This window comes from Lacticaseibacillus suihuaensis, assembly GCF_054785075.1.
This window is the reverse complement of the sequence record NZ_BAAGBJ010000001.1, coordinates 293783-311986: the sequence shown is the minus strand read 5'-3', so window position 1 is coordinate 311986 and position 18204 is coordinate 293783. Positions and strand designations below refer to the sequence as shown.

At 62.6% G+C, this 18204-nt stretch carries 16 protein-coding genes; 12 read left to right on the top strand and 4 right to left on the bottom strand.

Annotated elements, in window-relative coordinates; all coding sequences use genetic code 11:
• Positions 1–54: 54 nt before the first annotated feature.
• The 12 genes from ACYVRZ_RS01380 to uvrC all read left to right on the top strand — a co-directional run bounded on the left by ACYVRZ_RS01380 (position 55) and on the right by uvrC (position 13758).
• Entirely contained in the window at positions 55–711 is a 657-nt protein-coding gene (locus ACYVRZ_RS01380) for a helix-hairpin-helix domain-containing protein (RefSeq protein WP_461224144.1), read from the top strand.
• Positions 708–2873 (top strand): ComEC/Rec2 family competence protein, encoded by a 2166-nt coding sequence (locus ACYVRZ_RS01375; RefSeq protein ID WP_461224142.1) that lies wholly within the window; start codon positions 708–710, stop codon positions 2871–2873. The genes ACYVRZ_RS01380 and ACYVRZ_RS01375 overlap by 4 nt, the downstream gene beginning before the upstream one ends.
• Positions 2860–3888 (top strand): DNA polymerase III subunit delta, encoded by a 1029-nt coding sequence (gene holA / locus ACYVRZ_RS01370; RefSeq protein ID WP_461224140.1) that lies wholly within the window; start codon positions 2860–2862, stop codon positions 3886–3888. The genes ACYVRZ_RS01375 and holA overlap by 14 nt, the downstream gene beginning before the upstream one ends.
• Before the next feature lie 10 nt (positions 3889–3898).
• On the top strand, positions 3899–4789 hold the full coding sequence (locus tag ACYVRZ_RS01365; protein ID WP_461224138.1) for a histidine phosphatase family protein: 891 nt from the start codon (positions 3899–3901) through the stop codon (positions 4787–4789).
• A gap of 77 nt (positions 4790–4866) precedes the next feature.
• Positions 4867–5121 carry a 30S ribosomal protein S20 gene (gene rpsT / locus ACYVRZ_RS01360; protein WP_262314535.1) on the top strand — a complete coding sequence of 85 codons (255 nt, stop codon included), beginning with the start codon at positions 4867–4869 and terminating at the stop codon, positions 5119–5121.
• A 148-nt stretch (positions 5122–5269) separates the two neighbouring features.
• Entirely contained in the window at positions 5270–5539 is a 270-nt protein-coding gene (rpsO, locus tag ACYVRZ_RS01355) for a 30S ribosomal protein S15 (RefSeq protein ID WP_262314536.1), read from the top strand.
• A gap of 150 nt (positions 5540–5689) precedes the next feature.
• Positions 5690–6499, top strand: coding sequence for an endonuclease/exonuclease/phosphatase family protein (locus ACYVRZ_RS01350; RefSeq protein WP_461224136.1), 810 nt, complete (start codon positions 5690–5692; stop codon positions 6497–6499).
• Positions 6489–7172: an SGNH/GDSL hydrolase family protein gene (locus ACYVRZ_RS01345; RefSeq protein ID WP_461224134.1), complete on the top strand. Its 684-nt coding sequence runs from the start codon at positions 6489–6491 to the stop codon at positions 7170–7172. Before ACYVRZ_RS01350 ends, ACYVRZ_RS01345 begins: the two co-directional genes overlap by 11 nt.
• Positions 7173–7346: 174 nt before the next feature.
• A complete protein-coding gene (locus tag ACYVRZ_RS01340; protein ID WP_461224132.1) occupies positions 7347–9026 on the top strand; it encodes a ribonuclease J in 1680 nt (559 codons plus the stop codon).
• Positions 9027–9080: 54 nt separating this feature from the next.
• The gene (locus tag ACYVRZ_RS01335) at positions 9081–9995 is read left to right on the top strand and encodes a hypothetical protein (protein WP_461224130.1); all 915 of its coding nucleotides are present in this window, start codon (positions 9081–9083) and stop codon (positions 9993–9995) included.
• A 201-nt stretch (positions 9996–10196) separates the two neighbouring features.
• Positions 10197–11387, top strand: coding sequence for an elongation factor Tu (tuf, locus tag ACYVRZ_RS01330; protein ID WP_262314541.1), 1191 nt, complete (start codon positions 10197–10199; stop codon positions 11385–11387).
• 583 nt (positions 11388–11970) lie between these two features.
• On the top strand, positions 11971–13758 hold the full coding sequence (uvrC, locus tag ACYVRZ_RS01325) for an excinuclease ABC subunit UvrC (protein WP_461224128.1): 1788 nt from the start codon (positions 11971–11973) through the stop codon (positions 13756–13758).
• Positions 13759–13819: 61 nt separating this feature from the next.
• Here the strand turns inward: uvrC and ACYVRZ_RS01320 are convergent, their stop codons facing one another.
• The 4 genes from ACYVRZ_RS01320 to ACYVRZ_RS01305 all read right to left on the bottom strand — a co-directional run bounded on the left by ACYVRZ_RS01320 (position 13820) and on the right by ACYVRZ_RS01305 (position 18115).
• The gene (locus ACYVRZ_RS01320; RefSeq protein WP_461224126.1) at positions 13820–14338 is read right to left on the bottom strand and encodes a GNAT family N-acetyltransferase; all 519 of its coding nucleotides are present in this window, start codon (positions 14336–14338) and stop codon (positions 13820–13822) included.
• 170 nt (positions 14339–14508) lie between these two features.
• Entirely contained in the window at positions 14509–16449 is a 1941-nt protein-coding gene (locus ACYVRZ_RS01315) for a PTS fructose transporter subunit IIABC (protein WP_461224124.1), read from the bottom strand.
• 2 nt (positions 16450–16451) lie between these two features.
• Complete coding sequence (gene pfkB, locus ACYVRZ_RS01310) at positions 16452–17369, bottom strand: 1-phosphofructokinase (protein ID WP_461224123.1); 918 nt, start codon at positions 17367–17369, stop codon at positions 16452–16454.
• Complete coding sequence (locus ACYVRZ_RS01305) at positions 17366–18115, bottom strand: DeoR/GlpR family DNA-binding transcription regulator (RefSeq protein WP_461224121.1); 750 nt, start codon at positions 18113–18115, stop codon at positions 17366–17368. The genes pfkB and ACYVRZ_RS01305 overlap by 4 nt, the downstream gene beginning before the upstream one ends.
• Positions 18116–18204: the final 89 nt, after the last annotated feature.

Here is an 18204-nt window from a genome sequence, read left to right as displayed (position 1 = left end):
GGCGCGGGGCGGCGACCGTCTTGCGCGTAATCTCTTGAATAGGAGGTGAGCGCGATGATGCAAGTCAAGCAATGGGCCAAAGATTACTGGTACCTGCCGCTGTTGGTGCTGGCCGGCGCGGCCTTTTGGTGGTGGCAAAATCGCCAGCCGCAACCGGCCCCGGAAGCGGCGCCGGCAGCCAGCGCAAGCGTGGCGAGCAGCAGCCAGCCGGCGGCCGCGGCCGCAAGCGCCAGCAGCCAGCCCGGCCCCGGGTTCGTCTACCTCAAAGGCGCGGTGGTTCACCCCGGCCTGTACCCGATCACCGGCACCACGCGCTGGGACGCGGTGGTCAAGGCGGCCGGCGGGTTGACGGCCAAGGCCGACGTGACGCAGGTCAACCTGGCTAAGATTGCGGTAGATGAGGAGAGCCTCTACATCCCAACGGTGGGGGAGACGCCGCCGGTTGCGGCGGCACAAGGCGCCACCCCGGGCGCCACCCCGGGCGCCACCGCGGCGGCTTCAAGCAGCGGCCAGGCCCTGGTCAACCTGAACACGGCGACGGCGGCCGAGCTTGAGACGCTCAGCGGCATCGGTCCCAAGAAGGCGGCCGACATCATCGCCTACCGCGAAAGCAGCGGCGGCTTCAAGACCATCGAAGATATCAAGAACGTCAGCGGCATCGGCGATAAGACCTTCGAGGCGCTGGCGCCGTCGATCACCGTCGGCCCATGAATCGGCAGGGGGTGTTTTGGCTGGCGGCCTTTCTCGGTGGTCTGCTCGTGTTCCTGCAGCCCTGGTGGCTGGGGCTTTTGCTGATTGGCTGGGCGGGGCTTAAGGCCTGGCGCTTCGCGAAAGGCGCCTTGCTGGTGTTGGCGGGGCTAGGGATTTGGCTTGGCGCCTGGCAGCGGCAGCAGACGCTGGCCCCACCGGTGCCGGCAGGGGCGGTGCGGGTGCTGCCGACCGGCTGGACGCTTCAGGGGGACACCGCGCGGTACGTGGGTACGGCGCAAAATGGGGTGCCGATGAGCGGCCTGGTCACGGTGACGCCGGCGCAAGCAGCGGCGCTTGAAGCGCTGACCACGCCGGCGCTTGTGACTTGGACCAAGGCGCCGGTGCGGCTGAGCGGGGCGCGCAACCAATACGAATTCGACTACGCGCAATACGCCTGGCGCCAGTCGGCCTTGGCCTACCAAAGCGAGACCCAGCCGCTTGTTTGGCGGCCGCTGCCGGTGGTCACGGTGGTCGATTGGCTGGCCGGGCTGCAGGCGCAGTTCGTGCAGCGGCTCAACCGGCTGCCAGACCGCGTCGCGGCCTACGCCAAGGGGCTGCTTTTGGGCCAGCTCGACGCGGATTTTGCCGCTCAGCGGCAGACCTTCTCTGATTTGGGGATTTTCCACCTGTTTTCGGTGTCCGGGCTACACCTGTTCGTTCTGATCGGGGCCTTGTACGCGCTGAGCGACCGCCTGCGGCTCCCCAAGGAAGGCGTCGACTGGGCCCTGATCGGCCTGCTGCCAAGCCTCTTGATTCTGATTCCGCCCGGCGCCGGCATCACCCGGGCGGTCGGGCTGCGGGTGGTGGCGCTGCTCAACGCCAGGCTGCACTGGCGGCTGACGCAGTTGGACTGCTTCAGCCTGGTGCTGATGCTGAACTTGCTGTGGCGGCCCTGGGTGCTTCACACCTTCGGCGGCCAGCTGACCTACCTGCTGTGTGGGGTGCTGCTTTTGACCGCCGGCGGCCGGTTGGCGACCGCCTGGCACATGGCGCTGGCTTCAACGCCGGTGGTGATTGCGCAGACCTTTCGCTTGCACCTGTTGATGGTCGGGTTCAACTGGCTGTTGATGCCAGTGTTTGAGCTGGGGCTGATGCCGGCCCTGGTGCTGGTGGCCATCTGGCCGCAGCCGCAGCTGACCGCGGTGTTGGAGCAGGTGATTGAGGCCGGTGAGGCGGCCTTGATGCAGGTCGGCACGCTGCCGGGTCAGGTGATCTTCGGCGCCGTGCCGGCCGTGCTGACCGTGCTCGGCGTGGCGGCGGTCCTAGTCGGGCTGGGGCGAAGGCGGTGGGGGCCCTTGGTGGTGTGGGTGGTGCTGGCTTGGCTGGTCGCCAACGTCCATCCGGCCTGGCGGGTGACCGTGTTTGACGTCGGCCAGGGCGACGCGATTCTAATTGAGGCACCGTTCAAGGGCGGCACCGTCCTGATCGACACCGGGGGCCGCGGCTTTGGCACCAGCAGCAACCCGCCGGCCCAACGCGCCATCGTCAACTACCTTCACGCTCGCGGGGTGGCGCGGCTCGACGCCTTAATCTTGACCCATCCGGATGCCGATCACGTCGGGGATGCACCGCTATTGGCCAGCCTGATTCCGGTGACCACGCTTTACACCACGCCGGCGGCGACGGCCGACCCCACGATTCAGGCGGTAGCCGCTGAGGTGCGTCAGACCAAGCAGGTGCTGGCCGGGGCAACGCTTACGGTGGGGGCGATTCACCTGCGGGTGGTGTCGCCGCAGACCGCCAGCCTGACGGACAAAAACGCCGACTCGCTGGTGATCTATGGTACGATAGATAACGAGAATTGGCTGTTGACCGGCGACGCCGACGAAACCGTCGAACGCACCGTGCTGATGCCCCAAGCGCTGGCCGTCGATTTTTTGAAGGCTGGCCACCACGGCTCCAAGACCTCGACCAGCGCCGAGTTCCTGGCTCAAATTCAGCCACAGGCGGCCCTGATCTCCGCAGGGGTCGCGAACCGCTACGGCCACCCGGCGCCCGAGACCCTGGCCCGGCTGACGGCCGCTCACGTTCCCTGGCTCAGCACCGCGGAGTCGGGCATGATCTGGCGCGAGAACCACCGCTTCTACACTTTTTTGGAAGGACCAAGCCATGCAAGTCGATGAACTGATTCAACAACTCAAAACCGGGCCGCGACCGCCGCTGGTGCTGGTGCTCGGCACCGAGCAGGCGTTACTCGACCGCACCCTGCAGGCGCTGCGGCAGCTGGTGCCACCGGATCAGCAGACCATGAACTACGCGGCCTACGATATGCGCCAGACCCCGGTGGCCGTGGCGCTGGACGACGCGTCGTCGCAGCCGTTTTTCGGCGACTTTCGCGAGGTGGTCATCACCGACCCGTACTTTTTGACCGGTGAGGCGGCCAAGGGCGGACCGGTCCACGACCTCGACGGCCTGACCGCTTACTGCCAAAAGCCGGTTGCCTCCACCACCATGGTGCTGGTTGCACCTTACCCGAAGCTGGACGAGCGCAAGCGCCTGGTCAAGGCGATCAAGAAGCAGGCGCTAGTGGTCGACGTGGCACCTTTGAACCAGCGCGAGGCGCAGGCCGCGATTCAGCGCGCCTTGCGCAGCCAGCACATCACCATCACCCCGGAAGCCTCCCAGGCGCTGGTGCAGCGAGCCGGCGGGGACTACTCGGCGATGGTGCGGGAGCTGCCCAAGCTGGCGGTCTTTGCGTCCGGCGGCAAGCCGCTGGACGCGGCGGCCATCGACGCGCTGGTGCCCAAGCAGCTGACGGATCGCGTCTTTGACCTGGTGTCTGCGGTGGTGGCGCGTAACGCGACGCAGGCGATTGCGCTGTACCGCGACCTGCTGCTGCAAAAAGAGGAACCGATTCGCCTCAACAGCCTGCTGGTCGGGCAGTTTCGCCTGCTGGTGCAAGTTGCCATTCTGGCGCAAAAAGGCTACAGCCAAGGCAGCCTGGCCAGCACCCTCAAGGTTCACCCGTACCGCGTCAAGCTGGCGCTGCAGGCGGTGCAACACACCCGCCTCGCCGCGCTGCAACGCGCTTACAGCGGCCTGGTCGACACGGAGGCGGCGATGAAAACCGGTCGCATGGATAAGGCCTTGGCCTTCGAGCTGTTCGTGTTGCGCTACTGCGGCCAGGCGCGGCGTTAGGGGGCGGGGCATGACGCGAATTGACTTCATTCGCCACGGCCAGCCCGATGTGCGTGAGCAAGACGATGCCAAGCGGCCGCTGACGCCGCTTGGGTTGGCCCAGGCCGAACGCCTGGCCACGGGGCTGGCGGCGACGCCTTACACGGCCATCTATGCCAGCCCGTCGCGCCGCGCGGTGCAAACCGTCACTCCCTTAGCGACGCGGTGCGGCTTGCCGGTGAGCCAGGACCTGCGGCTGAGCGAGCGGCGGATGCCGGGCTGGCTGGCGGACTTTCAAGGCTACGCCCGGCGGCAGTGGGCCGACTTTGATTTTGCCGGTTCCGGTGGGGAAACGCTGCGCGAGACTCAGGCGCGGTACCGTGCCTTCGCGGTGGCGCTTGCGCCTTCGGCCGTGGTTGCGGCCGGGGCCCACGGCACGGCGATGGCGACGCTACTTGAGGCGGCCTGGCCCGGCCGCGGCGCCGCGTTTTGGGCGGCGCTGCCCAACGCCGCCTTGCTGCGGGTGGTGACGCAGGGCAGGCGGCTGGTGGCCGCGGTGCTGCCCCAGGCGCTTGGCCCGTTGGGGCAGCGCGTCACCGTGGCGGTCGACCGGCCGCTGGGCAGCGTCCATCCGCGCTGGCCGGCCCTGCGCTACCCGGTGAATTACGGCTATGTCGCCGGCACCTTGGGCGGCGATGGCCAGCCGCAAGACGCTTATGTGCTGGGGCCGACGCGGCCGCTTGAGCGCTACTGCGGCCGGGTGCAGGCCGTGATCTGTCGGCACGATGATCGCGAGGAGAAGTGGGTGGTGGCGGCCCGGCCGCTGACACCGGCCGCGGTGCTTGCGGCCGTGGCCTTTCAGGAGCGGTACTTCGACCCGACCGTCATCTGCTATCAAGGGTCTGACCTTGACAACTTTTAGTTGCAATGGCGGGGGGGCTTCGCTATAATAGCTTCTGTGTTGTGTAAACAACCGATCAATCCCCGGAGGTGACATCTATGCCACAAATCAAATCTGCGATCAAGCGCGTCAAGACGCAGGCCGCAAACCGCGAACGTAACGCGGCTCAGGTCAGCGCATTGCGCACGACGGTCAAGAAGTTCAAGGTTGCTGCTGCGGCAGGTGCTGACAACAAGCAGGACCTGTACAAGGAAGCAGCTCGTGCGATCGATATGGCCACTAGCAAGGGCCTGATCCACAAGAACAAGGCCGGCCGTGATAAGAGCCGCCTGTCTGCACTTTTGACCAAGTAATCACCCGGGGTCGTGATTTTTGTTGCGACCTCGGATGACCAGGCTTTGCGCCTGGGACGTGGTCAAGTTTTGAACCCGCTACTTCGCTGACGGTTCACCGTCGTCTGCCGCAGTTTCGGGCAATTTAAGGAAAGGTGGAAATAAGCTCATGGCTGTTTCTCAAACTGAAAAGAACGAAATCATCGCAAAGTTTGCGCGTCACGAAGGCGACACTGGCTCACCTGAGGTCCAAATCGCCGTTTTGACCGCCGACATCAAGAACCTGAACGCGCACTTGGGCGTTCACAAGAAGGACCACCACTCATACGTTGGTCTGATGAAGAAGATCGGTCAGCGTCGTAACTTGCTTCGCTACCTGCGTAACAAGGACATCACGCGTTACCGCGACCTGATCAAGGCTCTTGGCCTGCGTCGTTAAAAACCAGAAACCGCCGTTGCAATTCCTGCAGCGGCGGTTTTTTGCATGTTCGCGGAATTGACCGGTCCAACCGGGTGGTCAAGGCTTTGGTGAAAGCGTATCCTAGACGGTGACCGCAACGCGGTGAGTAAGCTGAAACGAGGGACAGACATGAGATTCATGACGTACAACATTCGTTACGACAACCCAGAGGACGAAGGCGGCCAGTGGCGCTGGGCCCAGCGCCGACCACACATCATTGCCAACATCAAGGCCCAGGCGCCGGATATCTTGGCGGTGCAGGAGGTGTTGGCCGAGCCGCTTGCGGCCCTGAAGCAGGCACTGGCCGCCTACCGCTTCGTCGGCGTCGCCCGAGACGACGGGATTGCCGCCGGCGAGTTCAACGGGCTGTTTTACCTGCCCGAGAAGTTCGCGCTGATCGCGCAGGGCCACCAGTGGCTGGGGGCGACGCCGGATCGACCGACCAAGTTCCCGGGGGCCGGCAGCATCCGGCTGTTTCAGTGGGCCCGGTTGCGGGAACGCGCGACCGACCGGGTGTTCACCGCGGTGGTGACACACCTGGACGATCAGTCGCAGCCGGCGCGTGAGGCCGGCATGGCACAGCTTCTGACCTACTTCAAGCCGCAGCTGGCGGCCGGTGAGGCGCTGCTTTTGGCCGGCGACTTCAACTCCGAGCCCGTGGACCTGGCATACCAAAAGGCCACGGCGGTGCTTGAGGACGCGCAGCTGGTGGCCAAGCACCAAGACATGCCGTACCCCGGGACCTTCCAGGACAACGGGCAGTTCCGGGCGCGGCCGGATCTGGTGACCAAGCGCATCGATTATTGGTTCGTCACCCCGGCGGTGGCGGTTGACCACTACACCATCGACGCGACGGCGACGCCGGACGGCCATTACGCCTCGGATCACTTCCCGGTGGTGATCGATGTCACCCTCAAGGAGGCACACCATGTTGCTTGAAGGCGCGACGCTGTACGGATTTGGTGACTCACTGATTCGCGGTCACGAGCTGGATTACGGGATGCTCGACGACCTGGCGGCCAAGCACCACATGCACTACACCAAGTTTGCCGAAAACGGCGCGACCGTGGTGCCGACGCGGCCGACGGATCACACCTGGCCCAGTGACAATGACGTGGCCGACGTCGCCCGGCAGCTGCGATCAGCACCGGCGTTGGCCCCGGACCTGATCGTGTTCGACGGGCTGACCAACGACGGGGCCAGCTACGTGCCAAAGCTCCGGCAGGTGGGGACGCTGGCGGCCGGCTTTGACCCCGCCGCCTTCGATGCCAACACTTACCTGGGCGCCTTTCAACTGGTGCTTGCGACCCTGCGCGACAAGTATCCGGGTACCCCGGCCTTTTTCGTCGCCCCGCACCGGATGCCGACGGTGGCTGCGTCGGTGCAAGACCAGCTGCACCAAGCGGCCCGGGCGGCCTGTGCCAAATGGGCGATCCCGGTGGTCGATGTCTACCGCGAGGGGCAGATCAACACGTGTCTGGGGCCCATGGCCAAGCGTTACTCGTACAATAGCGCCAAGACCCCGCACGATGGCGACGGCACCCACCTGAATCAGGCGGGGTACCAGCGCTTTTACACGCCGCTTCTGGAATGGAAGCTGGCTCAGGCTTGATTGGCCAGTGAACCGCAGCCACCACGGCCGGTGCGAGCCCTAGGTTGGGGGTTGCACCGGCCGTTGGCATCCGCTGGCTGGGTGCAAGACCGGGCGGGGTGTGGTACACTGGTAAAAGGATTTATTCGTGCCAAGACTTGGCGAAAAACCTAAATATCAACCAGAGGTGAACCCATGAGTAAAATCAAGGTGGTCGCCCTCGGTGGTGTACGTGAGAACGGCAAGAACATGTACGCAATCGAAGTGGACGACCGAATTTTTGTATGTGATTTCGGGCTGAAGTATCCCGACAACGAGCTGCTGGGGATCGACATCGTGATTCCCGATCTGACCTACCTGGCGGAGAACGCGGATCGCATCGAGGGGATTTTCCTGTCGCACGGCCACGCCGACGCGGTAGGGGCCCTGCCGTACTTCCTCGTCGACCACCCGGTGCCGGTTTTTGGCTCCGAGCTGACCATCGCCTTGGCCAAGCTCAACATGACCACGCCGGCCGCCAAGAAGTTCAAGGACTTCCACGAGGTGACGGCCAAGTCCGTCGTCCAGTTCGGCAAAATCAAGGTATCGTTCTTCCCGACGACCCACAGCATTCCCGGGGCCTTGGGCATCGTGATCGAAACGCCGAGCGGGGCAATTGTCTACACCGGCGACTTCAAGTTCGACCAAAGCGCGGCGCCGCAGTACGCATCCGATCTGTCGCGCCTGGCCAAGATTGGCGATCGCAAGGTGCTGGCGCTTTTGTCCGACTCCGCCAACGCGGAATCGCCGTACCAAAACGCCAGTGAACACGAGATCTACAACTACATTCAAGAGGCCTTCAAGTACCACACCGGCCGCATCGTGGTGGCCAGCGTGGCCTCCAACATCGAGCGCATCCAGCAGGTGCTGAACGCCGCGGCCGCCACCAACCGGCGCGTGGTTTTGACCGGCCGCGAGGTGGAACGCGTGGTCAAAACGGCGATTCGCCTGAACGACATCGTGCTGCCGAACCCGGACATCCTGGCGACCACTAAGGAGCTGCGGTCCCTGGACGACAGCCAGGTGGTGATTCTCGAAACCGGTCGCATGGGCGAGCCGCTGAAGTCGCTGCAGCGCATGGCCACCAACAAGCACCGCTTGGTTCACATTCACGAAGGCGACTTGGTGTTCATCACCACCTCGATTTCCCACGCGATGGAAACCATGGCGGCCAAGACCCGCGACATGATCTACCGCGCAGGCGGCGAGGTCAAGGCGGTGTCCGACGACCTGCACGCCTCGGGTCACGCCAACAAGGCGGATCTGCAGCTGATGCTGAACCTGCTGCGGCCGCGCTTCGTGATTCCGGTGCAAGGCGAGTACCGCCTGCTGGCCGCCCACGCCGAAATCGCGCATGAAACCGGGATTCCCAGCGAGAACATCCTGATTCCCAACATCGGCGACATTTTGAGCTACGAGAAGGGCAAGATGCACAACGCCGGGCACGTCGACGCCGGCAACACCATGATCGATGGCATCGGGGTCGGCGACATCGGCAACATCGTCCTGCGCGACCGCAAGATGCTGGCCGAGGACGGCATTTTCATCGCGGTGGTCACCATCGACCGCAAGAAAAAGCGCATCGTGGCCAAGCCGAAGATTCAAAGCCGCGGCTTCGTCTACATGAAAACCGCCAAGGACCTGATGACCGAGTCCGCCGACTTGGTGGCCGGCACGGTTCAAAAGAGCCTGGACAACAAGGAATTCGACTGGAGCACCCTCAAGCAAAGCGTCAGAGACGATCTGAGTCGCTTCCTGTTCGAGCAGACCAAGCGGCGGCCGGTGATTTTGCCGGTCATCATGGAAGTCAATCAAAACAGCGCCAAGCGGCAATAATCGCCCACAACGACACCGCAGGGTGCCGTTTTTTGGGTCTTTTTGGAGGACATGATGGGAAAAGTAGTCACAATGCCAAATAACAGCGATCGCCACCTCACCTTAGGCCTGACCGCACTGAAGAAGCAAAACTTCGCAAGCGCCGTGCCGCACCTGGACAAGGCGTTCAAGAAAACCCCGGTGTTCGAGGTGGCCAAGCCCTTGACCCAAGCGCTTTTGGGCCTGGGGGATGCCAAGGGTGCGGTGCCTTACGCCAGCCAGTTCATGGAGGATTTTTTGGCCACGCCTGACGACACGGACCTGCTGTACGACATTCTGCTGGCCCTGCCGGATTACCGCTTCGCCTGGGCGGTGCTGCACCACGTCGCGGCCGGCCAGGATGCCCTGAAGCAGCGCATCGAAGCCGCCGAGCAGGCCGACTTGGCGCAAAACGGCCCGGCCATCGAAGCGCTGGCTAAGAAGCTGCGCCACCTCGGCGGGTTCGCCCCGCACGAGCAGGAGCTGGCCATCGCCGACCTCGGCCGGCTGCCGCGCTCGGTGATGATTGAGGCCGCCCAGCCCAACTTGACCGACCCCGATGTTCACCCGGCGATTCGCATCAGCCTGCTCGACGCGCTGACGGCGGTGGGGGATGCGACGCCGGTGACCGTCACCGGCTATCAGACCCAAGGTGTGGTGGTGCCAAGCCAGCTGCCCGGCGTGTTGAACGACCAGACGCTGCTGCAGGTGCTCAATCACATTCAACTTGAGATCGGGCTGAACGATCCGGAGCTGATGCGGGCGACCGTAGAGGTGCTGCGCTTTGAGCTGGGGTACTTGTACCCGTTCGTCGACCGCGCGATTCCCGATCCCAAGCACTTTGCCCAAAGCTACCTGAACAAGGGCGGGGATGCGGTGACCGAGGCGGAGCATGCGTTATTCAACTGGCTGCAGGCGCAGACCGCAGAACTCGTGAATATGGCGAAATGACGGGATTTTGGTGTAAAGGGAAAAAAGTTGACGTTCCCGGTTTACAAAGCCCAGGATTCTCGATATAATCATTTTCGGAATTCATTTCCAGCCAAAATATTCCTTTGGTATTTCGGCTTAAATGTAGTACACTAGAACGTAAAGGATTGCAGGGTTTAGACTTTGCGTCTTTACGAAAATATACAGGAGGTTCGTTTTTTCATGGCTGAAAAAGAACACTATGAACGCACTAAGCCCCACGTAAACATTGGTACGATCGGGCACGTTGACCACGGTAAGACCACTCTGACCGCGGCTATCACCAAGGTACTTTCCGAAAAGGGCCTTGCCAAGGCGCAAGACTACGCATCCATCGATGCTGCCCCTGAAGAAAAGGAACGTGGTATCACCATCAACACCGCCCACGTTGAATACGAGACCGAAAAGCGCCACTACGCTCACATCGATGCGCCAGGGCACGCGGACTACGTTAAGAACATGATCACCGGTGCGGCTCAGATGGATGGTGCGATCTTGGTTGTTGCGGCCACTGATGGCCCAATGCCACAGACCCGCGAACACATCCTCTTGGCTCGCCAGGTTGGTGTTGACTACCTGATCGTCTTCCTCAACAAGACCGACCTGGTTGACGACGAAGAACTGACCGACCTCGTGGAGATGGAAGTTCGTGAACTTCTGTCCGAATACGATTTCCCTGGTGACGATATTCCTGTTATCCGCGGTTCTGCCCTCAAGGCCCTTGAAGGCGACCCAGAACAGGAAAAGGTTATCATGGAACTCATGGACACGGTTGATGAATACATCCCAACCCCAGTTCGTGACACCGACAAGCCTTTCTTGATGCCTGTTGAAGACGTCTTCACCATCACCGGTCGTGGTACCGTTGCTTCCGGTCGTATCGACCGTGGGACGGTTAAGATCGGCGACGAAGTTTCCATCGTTGGTCTGAAGGAAGAAGTTATCAAGTCCACCGTTACCGGCCTTGAAATGTTCCGCAAGACCCTTGACCTGGGCGAAGCCGGCGATAACGTCGGTGTCCTGCTTCGTGGCGTTGGCCGCGACCAGGTTGAGCGTGGCCAGGTCTTGGCTAAGCCGGGTTCGATCCAGACCCACTCCAAGTTCAAGGGCGAAGTTTATGTCCTGAGCAAGGAAGAAGGCGGCCGTCACACGCCGTTCTTCTCCAACTACCGTCCTCAGTTCTACTTCCACACGACGGACGTTACCGGCGTTATCGAACTGCCAGAAGGCGTAGAAATGGTTATGCCTGGCGATAACGTGACCTTCGAAGTCGACATGATCAGCCCTGTCGCGATCGAAAAGGGTACCAAGTTCACCGTTCGTGAAGGTGGCCGTACCGTCGGCGCCGGCGTTGTTTCCGAAATCCTCGACTAATAACGCAGTGCCACAAGAACACTCCCATACGGGGGTGTTTTTTTGCGTGAGCGTCAAAGTTGACGGCTCGCGTGGCAGGGCTTACACTAGCCTCAGATGATTGTCAACGGGCAGGGAAAGCGCTGCGGCCGCAGCGATTGCAACTCTACTGCTTAGGGGGAAGGTCCGGGACATAAGCATTCCCAGTACCCCCACCCATGCCATGTCGAACCAGGCAACAACGTCGACGTTTTCGTGCAACGGCCTCCTCCGATTGGGGCCGACCACCAGGGTGTGGACCACCACCCACCGGCCGCAATTTTGGCCCGCCTACTCGCAATGCGAGGTAGCTGCGGCGGGCCACTGACCGGTGGCTTGCACCAGGCTGATTCAAGAAGGCGCGGTTGCCGCAACAAGGCCACCGCCACCGGCGCAATCTAGCAGAATAAGGCCAGGGCCACCGCGCAATCGCTGCGCGGTGGCTTCGGCGCGGCCGTCGCGAGTCATGCGGCGGCTTTTTGAGTGGCCAGGCGTCGTCGCTTGCGTTTGGTCAGCACCCTTTGTACAATAGTAAGCGAACGTTTGTTTTGAGAGGAGGGGCATTGTGGCCTCAGAACACATTGAACACAAGCTGGCGCTGTTGCCCGACCTGCCCGGCTGCTACCAGATGAAGGACGTGATGGGCAAGATCATCTACGTCGGCAAGGCCAAGAACCTGAAGAACCGGGTGCGGTCTTACTTCAAGTCCAGCCACGACGGTAAAACCGCCCGGCTGGTGGCGGAAATTGCCGATTTTGATTACATCGTCACGAGTTCCGACAAGGAGGCCTTCCTCCTTGAAATCACGCTGATTCAAAAGTGGCAGCCCTACTACAACATCAAGCTGAAGAAGGGCACCGGCTACCCGTACATCAAGATCACCAACGAGCGCGACCCCAAGCTCGAGATCACCGGCGACATCAAGAAGGACGGGGCCTACTACTTCGGCCCTTACCCCAATGTCTACGCCGCCCAGGAGACCATGCATTTTCTGGAGAAGGTCTACCCGCTGCGCCGCTGCAACGGCTTTCAGGGCCGGCCGTGCCTGTATTACCACATGGGTCAGTGCCTCGGGGCCTGCTGGCGAACGGTGCCGGAGGCCGAATACGCCGCGCAGATCACCAAGATCAAGAGCTTCCTAGACGGCAACACCGGTAAGGTTACGCAGCACCTGACCCAGGCGATGAACAAGGCCGCCGCCGGCCTGGAGTTCGAACGGGCCGCCGAGCTGCGCGACCAGCTGCACTACATCGACGTGACGGTCGAGAAGCAAAAAATCATCTCGACGGACAAGACCCAGCGCGACATCTTCAATTTCTACATGGACAAGGGCTGGATCTCGATTCAGATCTTCTTCATCCGCCAGGCCCGGCTGATGAAGCGCGAGTCGCGGCTGTTTCCTATCGTCAACTCCGCCGAAGAGGAGTTTGAGTCCTTCATCCTGCAGTTTTACGACCGCAAGAACAACGTGCGGCCCAAGGAGGTGCTGGTGCCGGCCGGGGTGAACAACGCGGTGCTGGAGTCGGTGATCGAGGTGCCGGTGCGAACCCCGCAGCGCGGCGAAAAACGGTCCTTAATGGCGCTGGCCCACAAGAACGCACGCATCAAGCTGGACGAGAAGTTCCGCCTGATGGAGCTGGACAACCGCACGACCATCGGGGCCCAGCGCGAGATTTTTGAGGCGCTGGGGTTGCCGTTCGGCCACGTGATGGAGGCCTTCGACCACAGCCACATCCAAGGGGCGGAGCCGGTGTCGGCGATGGTGCAGTTCGTCGACGGCCAGGCGGAAAAAACCAACTACCGCAAGTACAAGCTCGCCCAGGACCAAGGCGACCACTCCGCCAACGAGGATCAAAACACCCGCGAGGTGATTCGTCGCCGCTACACCCGTTTGCTCAAGGAACACGCGCCGCTGCCGGATTTGATTTTGATGGACGGCGGGGCGATTGAGATGAACGCGGCCAAGGACGTGCTGGAAAACGAGCTGAACCTGGACATTCCGGTCGCCGGCATGGTCAAAAACAACAAGCACAAGACGGCGGCGCTGCTGTTCGGCGACCGCGACGAGCCGCTGGACCTCGACCCGCAGTCGCAGGGCTTCTACTTGCTCGAGCGCATCCAGGAAGAGGTTCACCGCTTCGCCATCACCTTCCACCGCCAGCTGCGCAACAAGAACTCGCTGGCCAGCCGCCTGGAGACGATCAAGGGGGTGGGGCCACGGACCCGCACCAAGCTGCTGCGCGAGTTCAAGACCGTCAACCACATCAAGGACGCATCGGTTGAGGACATCCAGGCGCTGGGCATTGCCAAGCCGGTGGCCCAGGCAATCAAGGTGTCGCTTGCGGCGCAATGACCGCCCCACACCAAAAAGCACCGTCTGGCCGCAAGGTCGGACGGTGCTTTTTTGGTGTGGCTCAGTTCTCGGGCTGGGCCGGGGCTTCCGTTCGCGGCAGCACCAGGCGCTTGGCCATCAGCACCTCGTCGTGCAGCGGGATGTCGTTGCTGCCGAGGCTTGGAATCTCGGGCTTGCGCTGCCGAGCGATGTCGACGGAGCCGCGGAGGATCTTGTTGAGGCGGTAGCCCTGGCGCTGGAAGAACCCCAGCGCCTGCAGGTTGTCGTTCATGACGGAGACGTCCATCACGGTCAGCCCCAGCATCTTGGCGCGGTTTTCGGCCATGTGGAGCAGGTGCTTGCCGACGCCGCGACCGTTTCTGACGCTGTTGAGGCTGACCACCGCCATCGCGTTGCCGTGAACGGCGTAGGTGATCAGCCCGACGACGGTGTCGCCTTCCAGGGCAATCAGGCCGTTCAGGTCGTCGAAGTGGTAGTCGCCGGCCGAGACGATCAGGGTGTCTGACAGCCAGTGTTCAATGAAGTACTTGCGGCCGGCCTCGGTGTGGTCGGCCAGCTTTTCGTAACGAATCGGATCCAAGAGGCGATGCTCCCTTCAGTGAGTTTCCATACCAGTATACCCGCTTTGCGGGGAATGTGAACAGTAAAATGGCTCGCGGTCATGCCGGGGTGGTCGCTTGCGGTGACCCGGCCGGCCAAGGCGGCGGTGCCACCAAAAAATCCCGGCGAGCCGCCGGGATTGTCAGTTGGTCAGTCTTCCTTGGCAACCGGCCGCCAGAGGCCGAGGATCACCCCGGCGATGACGGCGCCGACCACCAAGCTGACGATGAAGCCGAGCTTTTGGTCGGTCAGGGCCAAGGCGACGATGCCGCCGTGCGGGGCCGGCACGTTAACCTTGAACAGCTGAGTCAGGCCGCCGGCAATCGCCGAGCCGATGACGGAGCTGCCGATGACGTGCAGGGGATCGGTGGCGGCGAAGGGAATCGCGCCTTCCGTGATGAAGGTCAGACCCAGCACGTAGTTAGACAGGCCGGAGTTGCGTTCGGTCTTGGTGAACTTTTGCGGGAAGAAGGTCGAGGCCAACGCGATGGCCAAAGGCGGAATCATGCCGCCGATCATGACCGCGGCCATCCAGCGGCCGTCAGTGAAGTTGCTGGCTTGGTAAATGCCGATGGCGAAGGTGTAGGCCGCCTTGTTGAAGGGGCCGCCCATGTCGATGCTCATCATGGCCGCAAGAATCACGCCGACCAGGATGGCGTTGCCGGTGCCCATGTTCTCCAAGAAGCTGATCAAGGCGCCGTTAATCGCGGCGAAGATCGGGTTGACGACGAAGAACATAATCAATCCCATCAGGGCCAGGCCGATCACCGGGTAGACCAGAATGGTCTTGAGGCCGTCCAGCGAGTGCGGCATGCCGGCAAACAGGCGCTTGAGCCCGACAATCAGCCAGCCGGCGATGAAGCCGGCGGCCAGCCCGCCGATGAAGCCGGCCGGGTTTTGGGCGTGAACTACCGACGCGCTGGCGATGGTGGCCATGTAGCCGGCGACGAAGCCGGGCATCAGCGCCGGGCGATCACCGATCGACACCGCGATGTAGGCGGCCAGAACCGGTACCAGGAAGCTGAAGGCATAGTTGCCCAGGTTGTTGGTGAAGGTGAAGGCCATCGACTTGGCGCCGAACACGTTCTCGAAGATGAACGACAGCGCCATGATGATCCCGCCGCCGACCACGAAGGGCAGCATGTTGGAGACCCCGTTCATCAGGTCTTGGTAGATCCGGCTCCAGAGGCTCTTTTGGTCGGCCTCTTCGGCGGCCGGGGCGGCGCTGGCCGCGGCGTGGTAAATCGGCGCGTCGGCCGCCACGGCCTTTGAGATCAGCTCTTCGGGCTTTTTGATGCCGTCGATCACCGGACGGTTCAAAAGCGGCTTGCCGTCAAAGCGCGGCATGTCGACCTTCTTATCGGCGGCGATGATGACCCCTGACGCCTGGGCGATGTCTTGGGCGGTCAGCTTGTGCTTGACGCCTTCGGAGCCGTTGGTTTCGACCTTGATGTCGACGCCCATTTTTTCGGCCTGCTCCTTCAGGGCCGCCTCGGCCATGTAGGTGTGGGCGATGCCGGTCGGGCAGGCGGTGACGGCGACGACGAACGGCCGGGCCGCTTGAGTGGCCGCCGCGTTGCGGGCGGCTTCCTTAGCCGCCTGGGCCGCTTCGTCGGCCTTGTCTTTGGCCTCCTTGGCCGCCTGGGCCTCCCCGAACAGTTGCAGCACGTCATCCGGCGTCTTCGCACCCTTCAAGGCGGTGACGAGCTTTGGGTCGATCAACAGCGAGGATAAGGCGGCCAGGGCCGCCAAATGCGTGTTGTTGGCGCCTTCTGGGGCGGCGATCATGAAGAACAGGTTGACCGGCTGGCCGTCCAGTGAGGCGAAGTCGACGCCGGCTTCGCTCTTGGCGAACAGCACGGTGGCCCGGGTCACGGCGCTGTCCTTGGCGTGGGGCATCGCGATGCCTTCCCCGATGCCGGTGGTGGATTCCGCCTCGCGCTTGAGAATATCGCCGCGGTACAGATCGGCGTCGGTGATGATGCCTTCCTTGGCGTACTTGGCGACCATTTCGTCGATCGCCGCTTCTTTGGTCGTGGCCTTGAGGTCCATGATCATGACGTTTTTGAGCAGTAGGTCCTTAATGTCCATGCTTAGACTTCCTCCATTTCAATCGTGTGATAAACCTGATCGATGGTCGCCCGGTCGGCCAAGTCCTTGGAAAAGGCGGTGGCGCTGCCGCAGGCGAGGCCCCACTTGAAGGCCTCCAGGGCGTCGCCGCCGGTGGCCAGCGTCCCGGTGAAGCCGGCCAGCATCGAGTCGCCGGCACCGACCGAGTTGACCACGGGGGCCTTGGCGACGTTGCCGTGGTAGGCCGTGGTCGGTGTGATCATCAGCGCTCCCTGACCGGCCATGGAGACCAGCACGTGCTGGGCCCCTAAATCTAGCAGCCGGCGGCCGGCGGTGACGATGTCTTGCAGGCTAGTGTACTCGGCGTCGCCGAACAGCGCGGCCAGCTCGTGGTGGTTGGGCTTGACCACCAGCGGGTGATCCGCCAGCGTGTCCAAAAGCGCTTGGCCGGTGGTGTCGATGACGAACTCGGCTTTGGCGGCCTGAATCATGGGAATCAGGTCGCGGTAGAACGTCTCGGGCAGGTCGTTGGGGAGGCTGCCGGCCATCACCACCACGTCGCCTGGCTTCAGGCTGGCCTGCAGGTTGGCGCGAAAGGCTGCGACTTCCTCGGGGGCAATCGTCGGCCCGGGGGCGTTGAGCTCGGTTTCCTGCTGGGCCTTGAGCTTCACGTTGATGCGGGTGTCTGCCGCGATGGGGGTGAAGGCGCAGGCCAGTTCGCGGTGTTTGAGCTGGGCCTGAATGAACTGACCGGTGAAGCCGCCGACAAAGCCCAGCGCCGTGGTCGGCTGGTTCAGTTCCTTGAGGATGCGGCTGACGTTGATGCCTTTGCCGCCGGGCAGCTTGGTGGCCGAGCTCAGGCGGTTCACCAGGCCGAGGTCAAGCGTATCCAGCGTGACGACATAGTCGATAGAGGGATTCAAAGTGATCGTGTAGATCAAAGGGGGACCTCCTTAATGTTGGGGTAATCTGCGTAATAAGGGGCAAGGGCCGATAGCCGCGTGGTCAGGATGCGATTGTCGCTCAGCTTCGCGAACTTGGCGAAGCTCACCTGACCGAACTTGGCGGGGTCGGCCAAGATGATGGTGCTTTTGGCTTGGGCGATGGCGGTTTGCTTGACCTTCGCCTCCTCGGCGTCCGGGGTGGTGAGCCCGTACTTGGGGTGAACGCCATTGGTGCCGAGGAAGGCGAGGTCGAAGTGCATGTCGGCCAACGCCGCCACGGTGCCGGCGCCGACGGTGGCCTTGGTGGCCGCCTTGATGCGGCCGCCGGGCATCAGGGCCGAGACCCCGAAGTCGGCCAGCTGACTGGCGTTGTCGACGCCCGAGGTGACCACGGTCACCTCCAGCGGCGGCAGCAAGGGAATCAGCTGCGCCGTGGTGGTGCCGGCGTCCAGGAAAATGGTGCTGTGTGGCGCAATCAGCGCAACCGCCGCCTGGGCGATCAGGCGCTTTTCAATCAGCGCCTGGCCGGCCTTCTCCTGGACGCTGGCCTCCGTCACGTTCTCGGCCAGCCGCTCGGCGCCGCCGTGAATCCGGCGCAAGGCACCGGCGGCCTCGAGCTCCGCCAGGTCGCGGCGAATGGTTGATTCGGAGGCCTGAAGCGCGGTCATCAGTTCCTTGGATTTGACCACCGCCTGCTGCGTCAGGCAGTCTTTGATGAAGCGTTGCCGCTCTTCTGTAAGCATTTCCATCACCTCGCAAGGCTCATTATACGCCACAACCCGTCACGTGCAAGCAAAATCGTTCAAAAACGTTCAAAAAATTACGTGGCTGG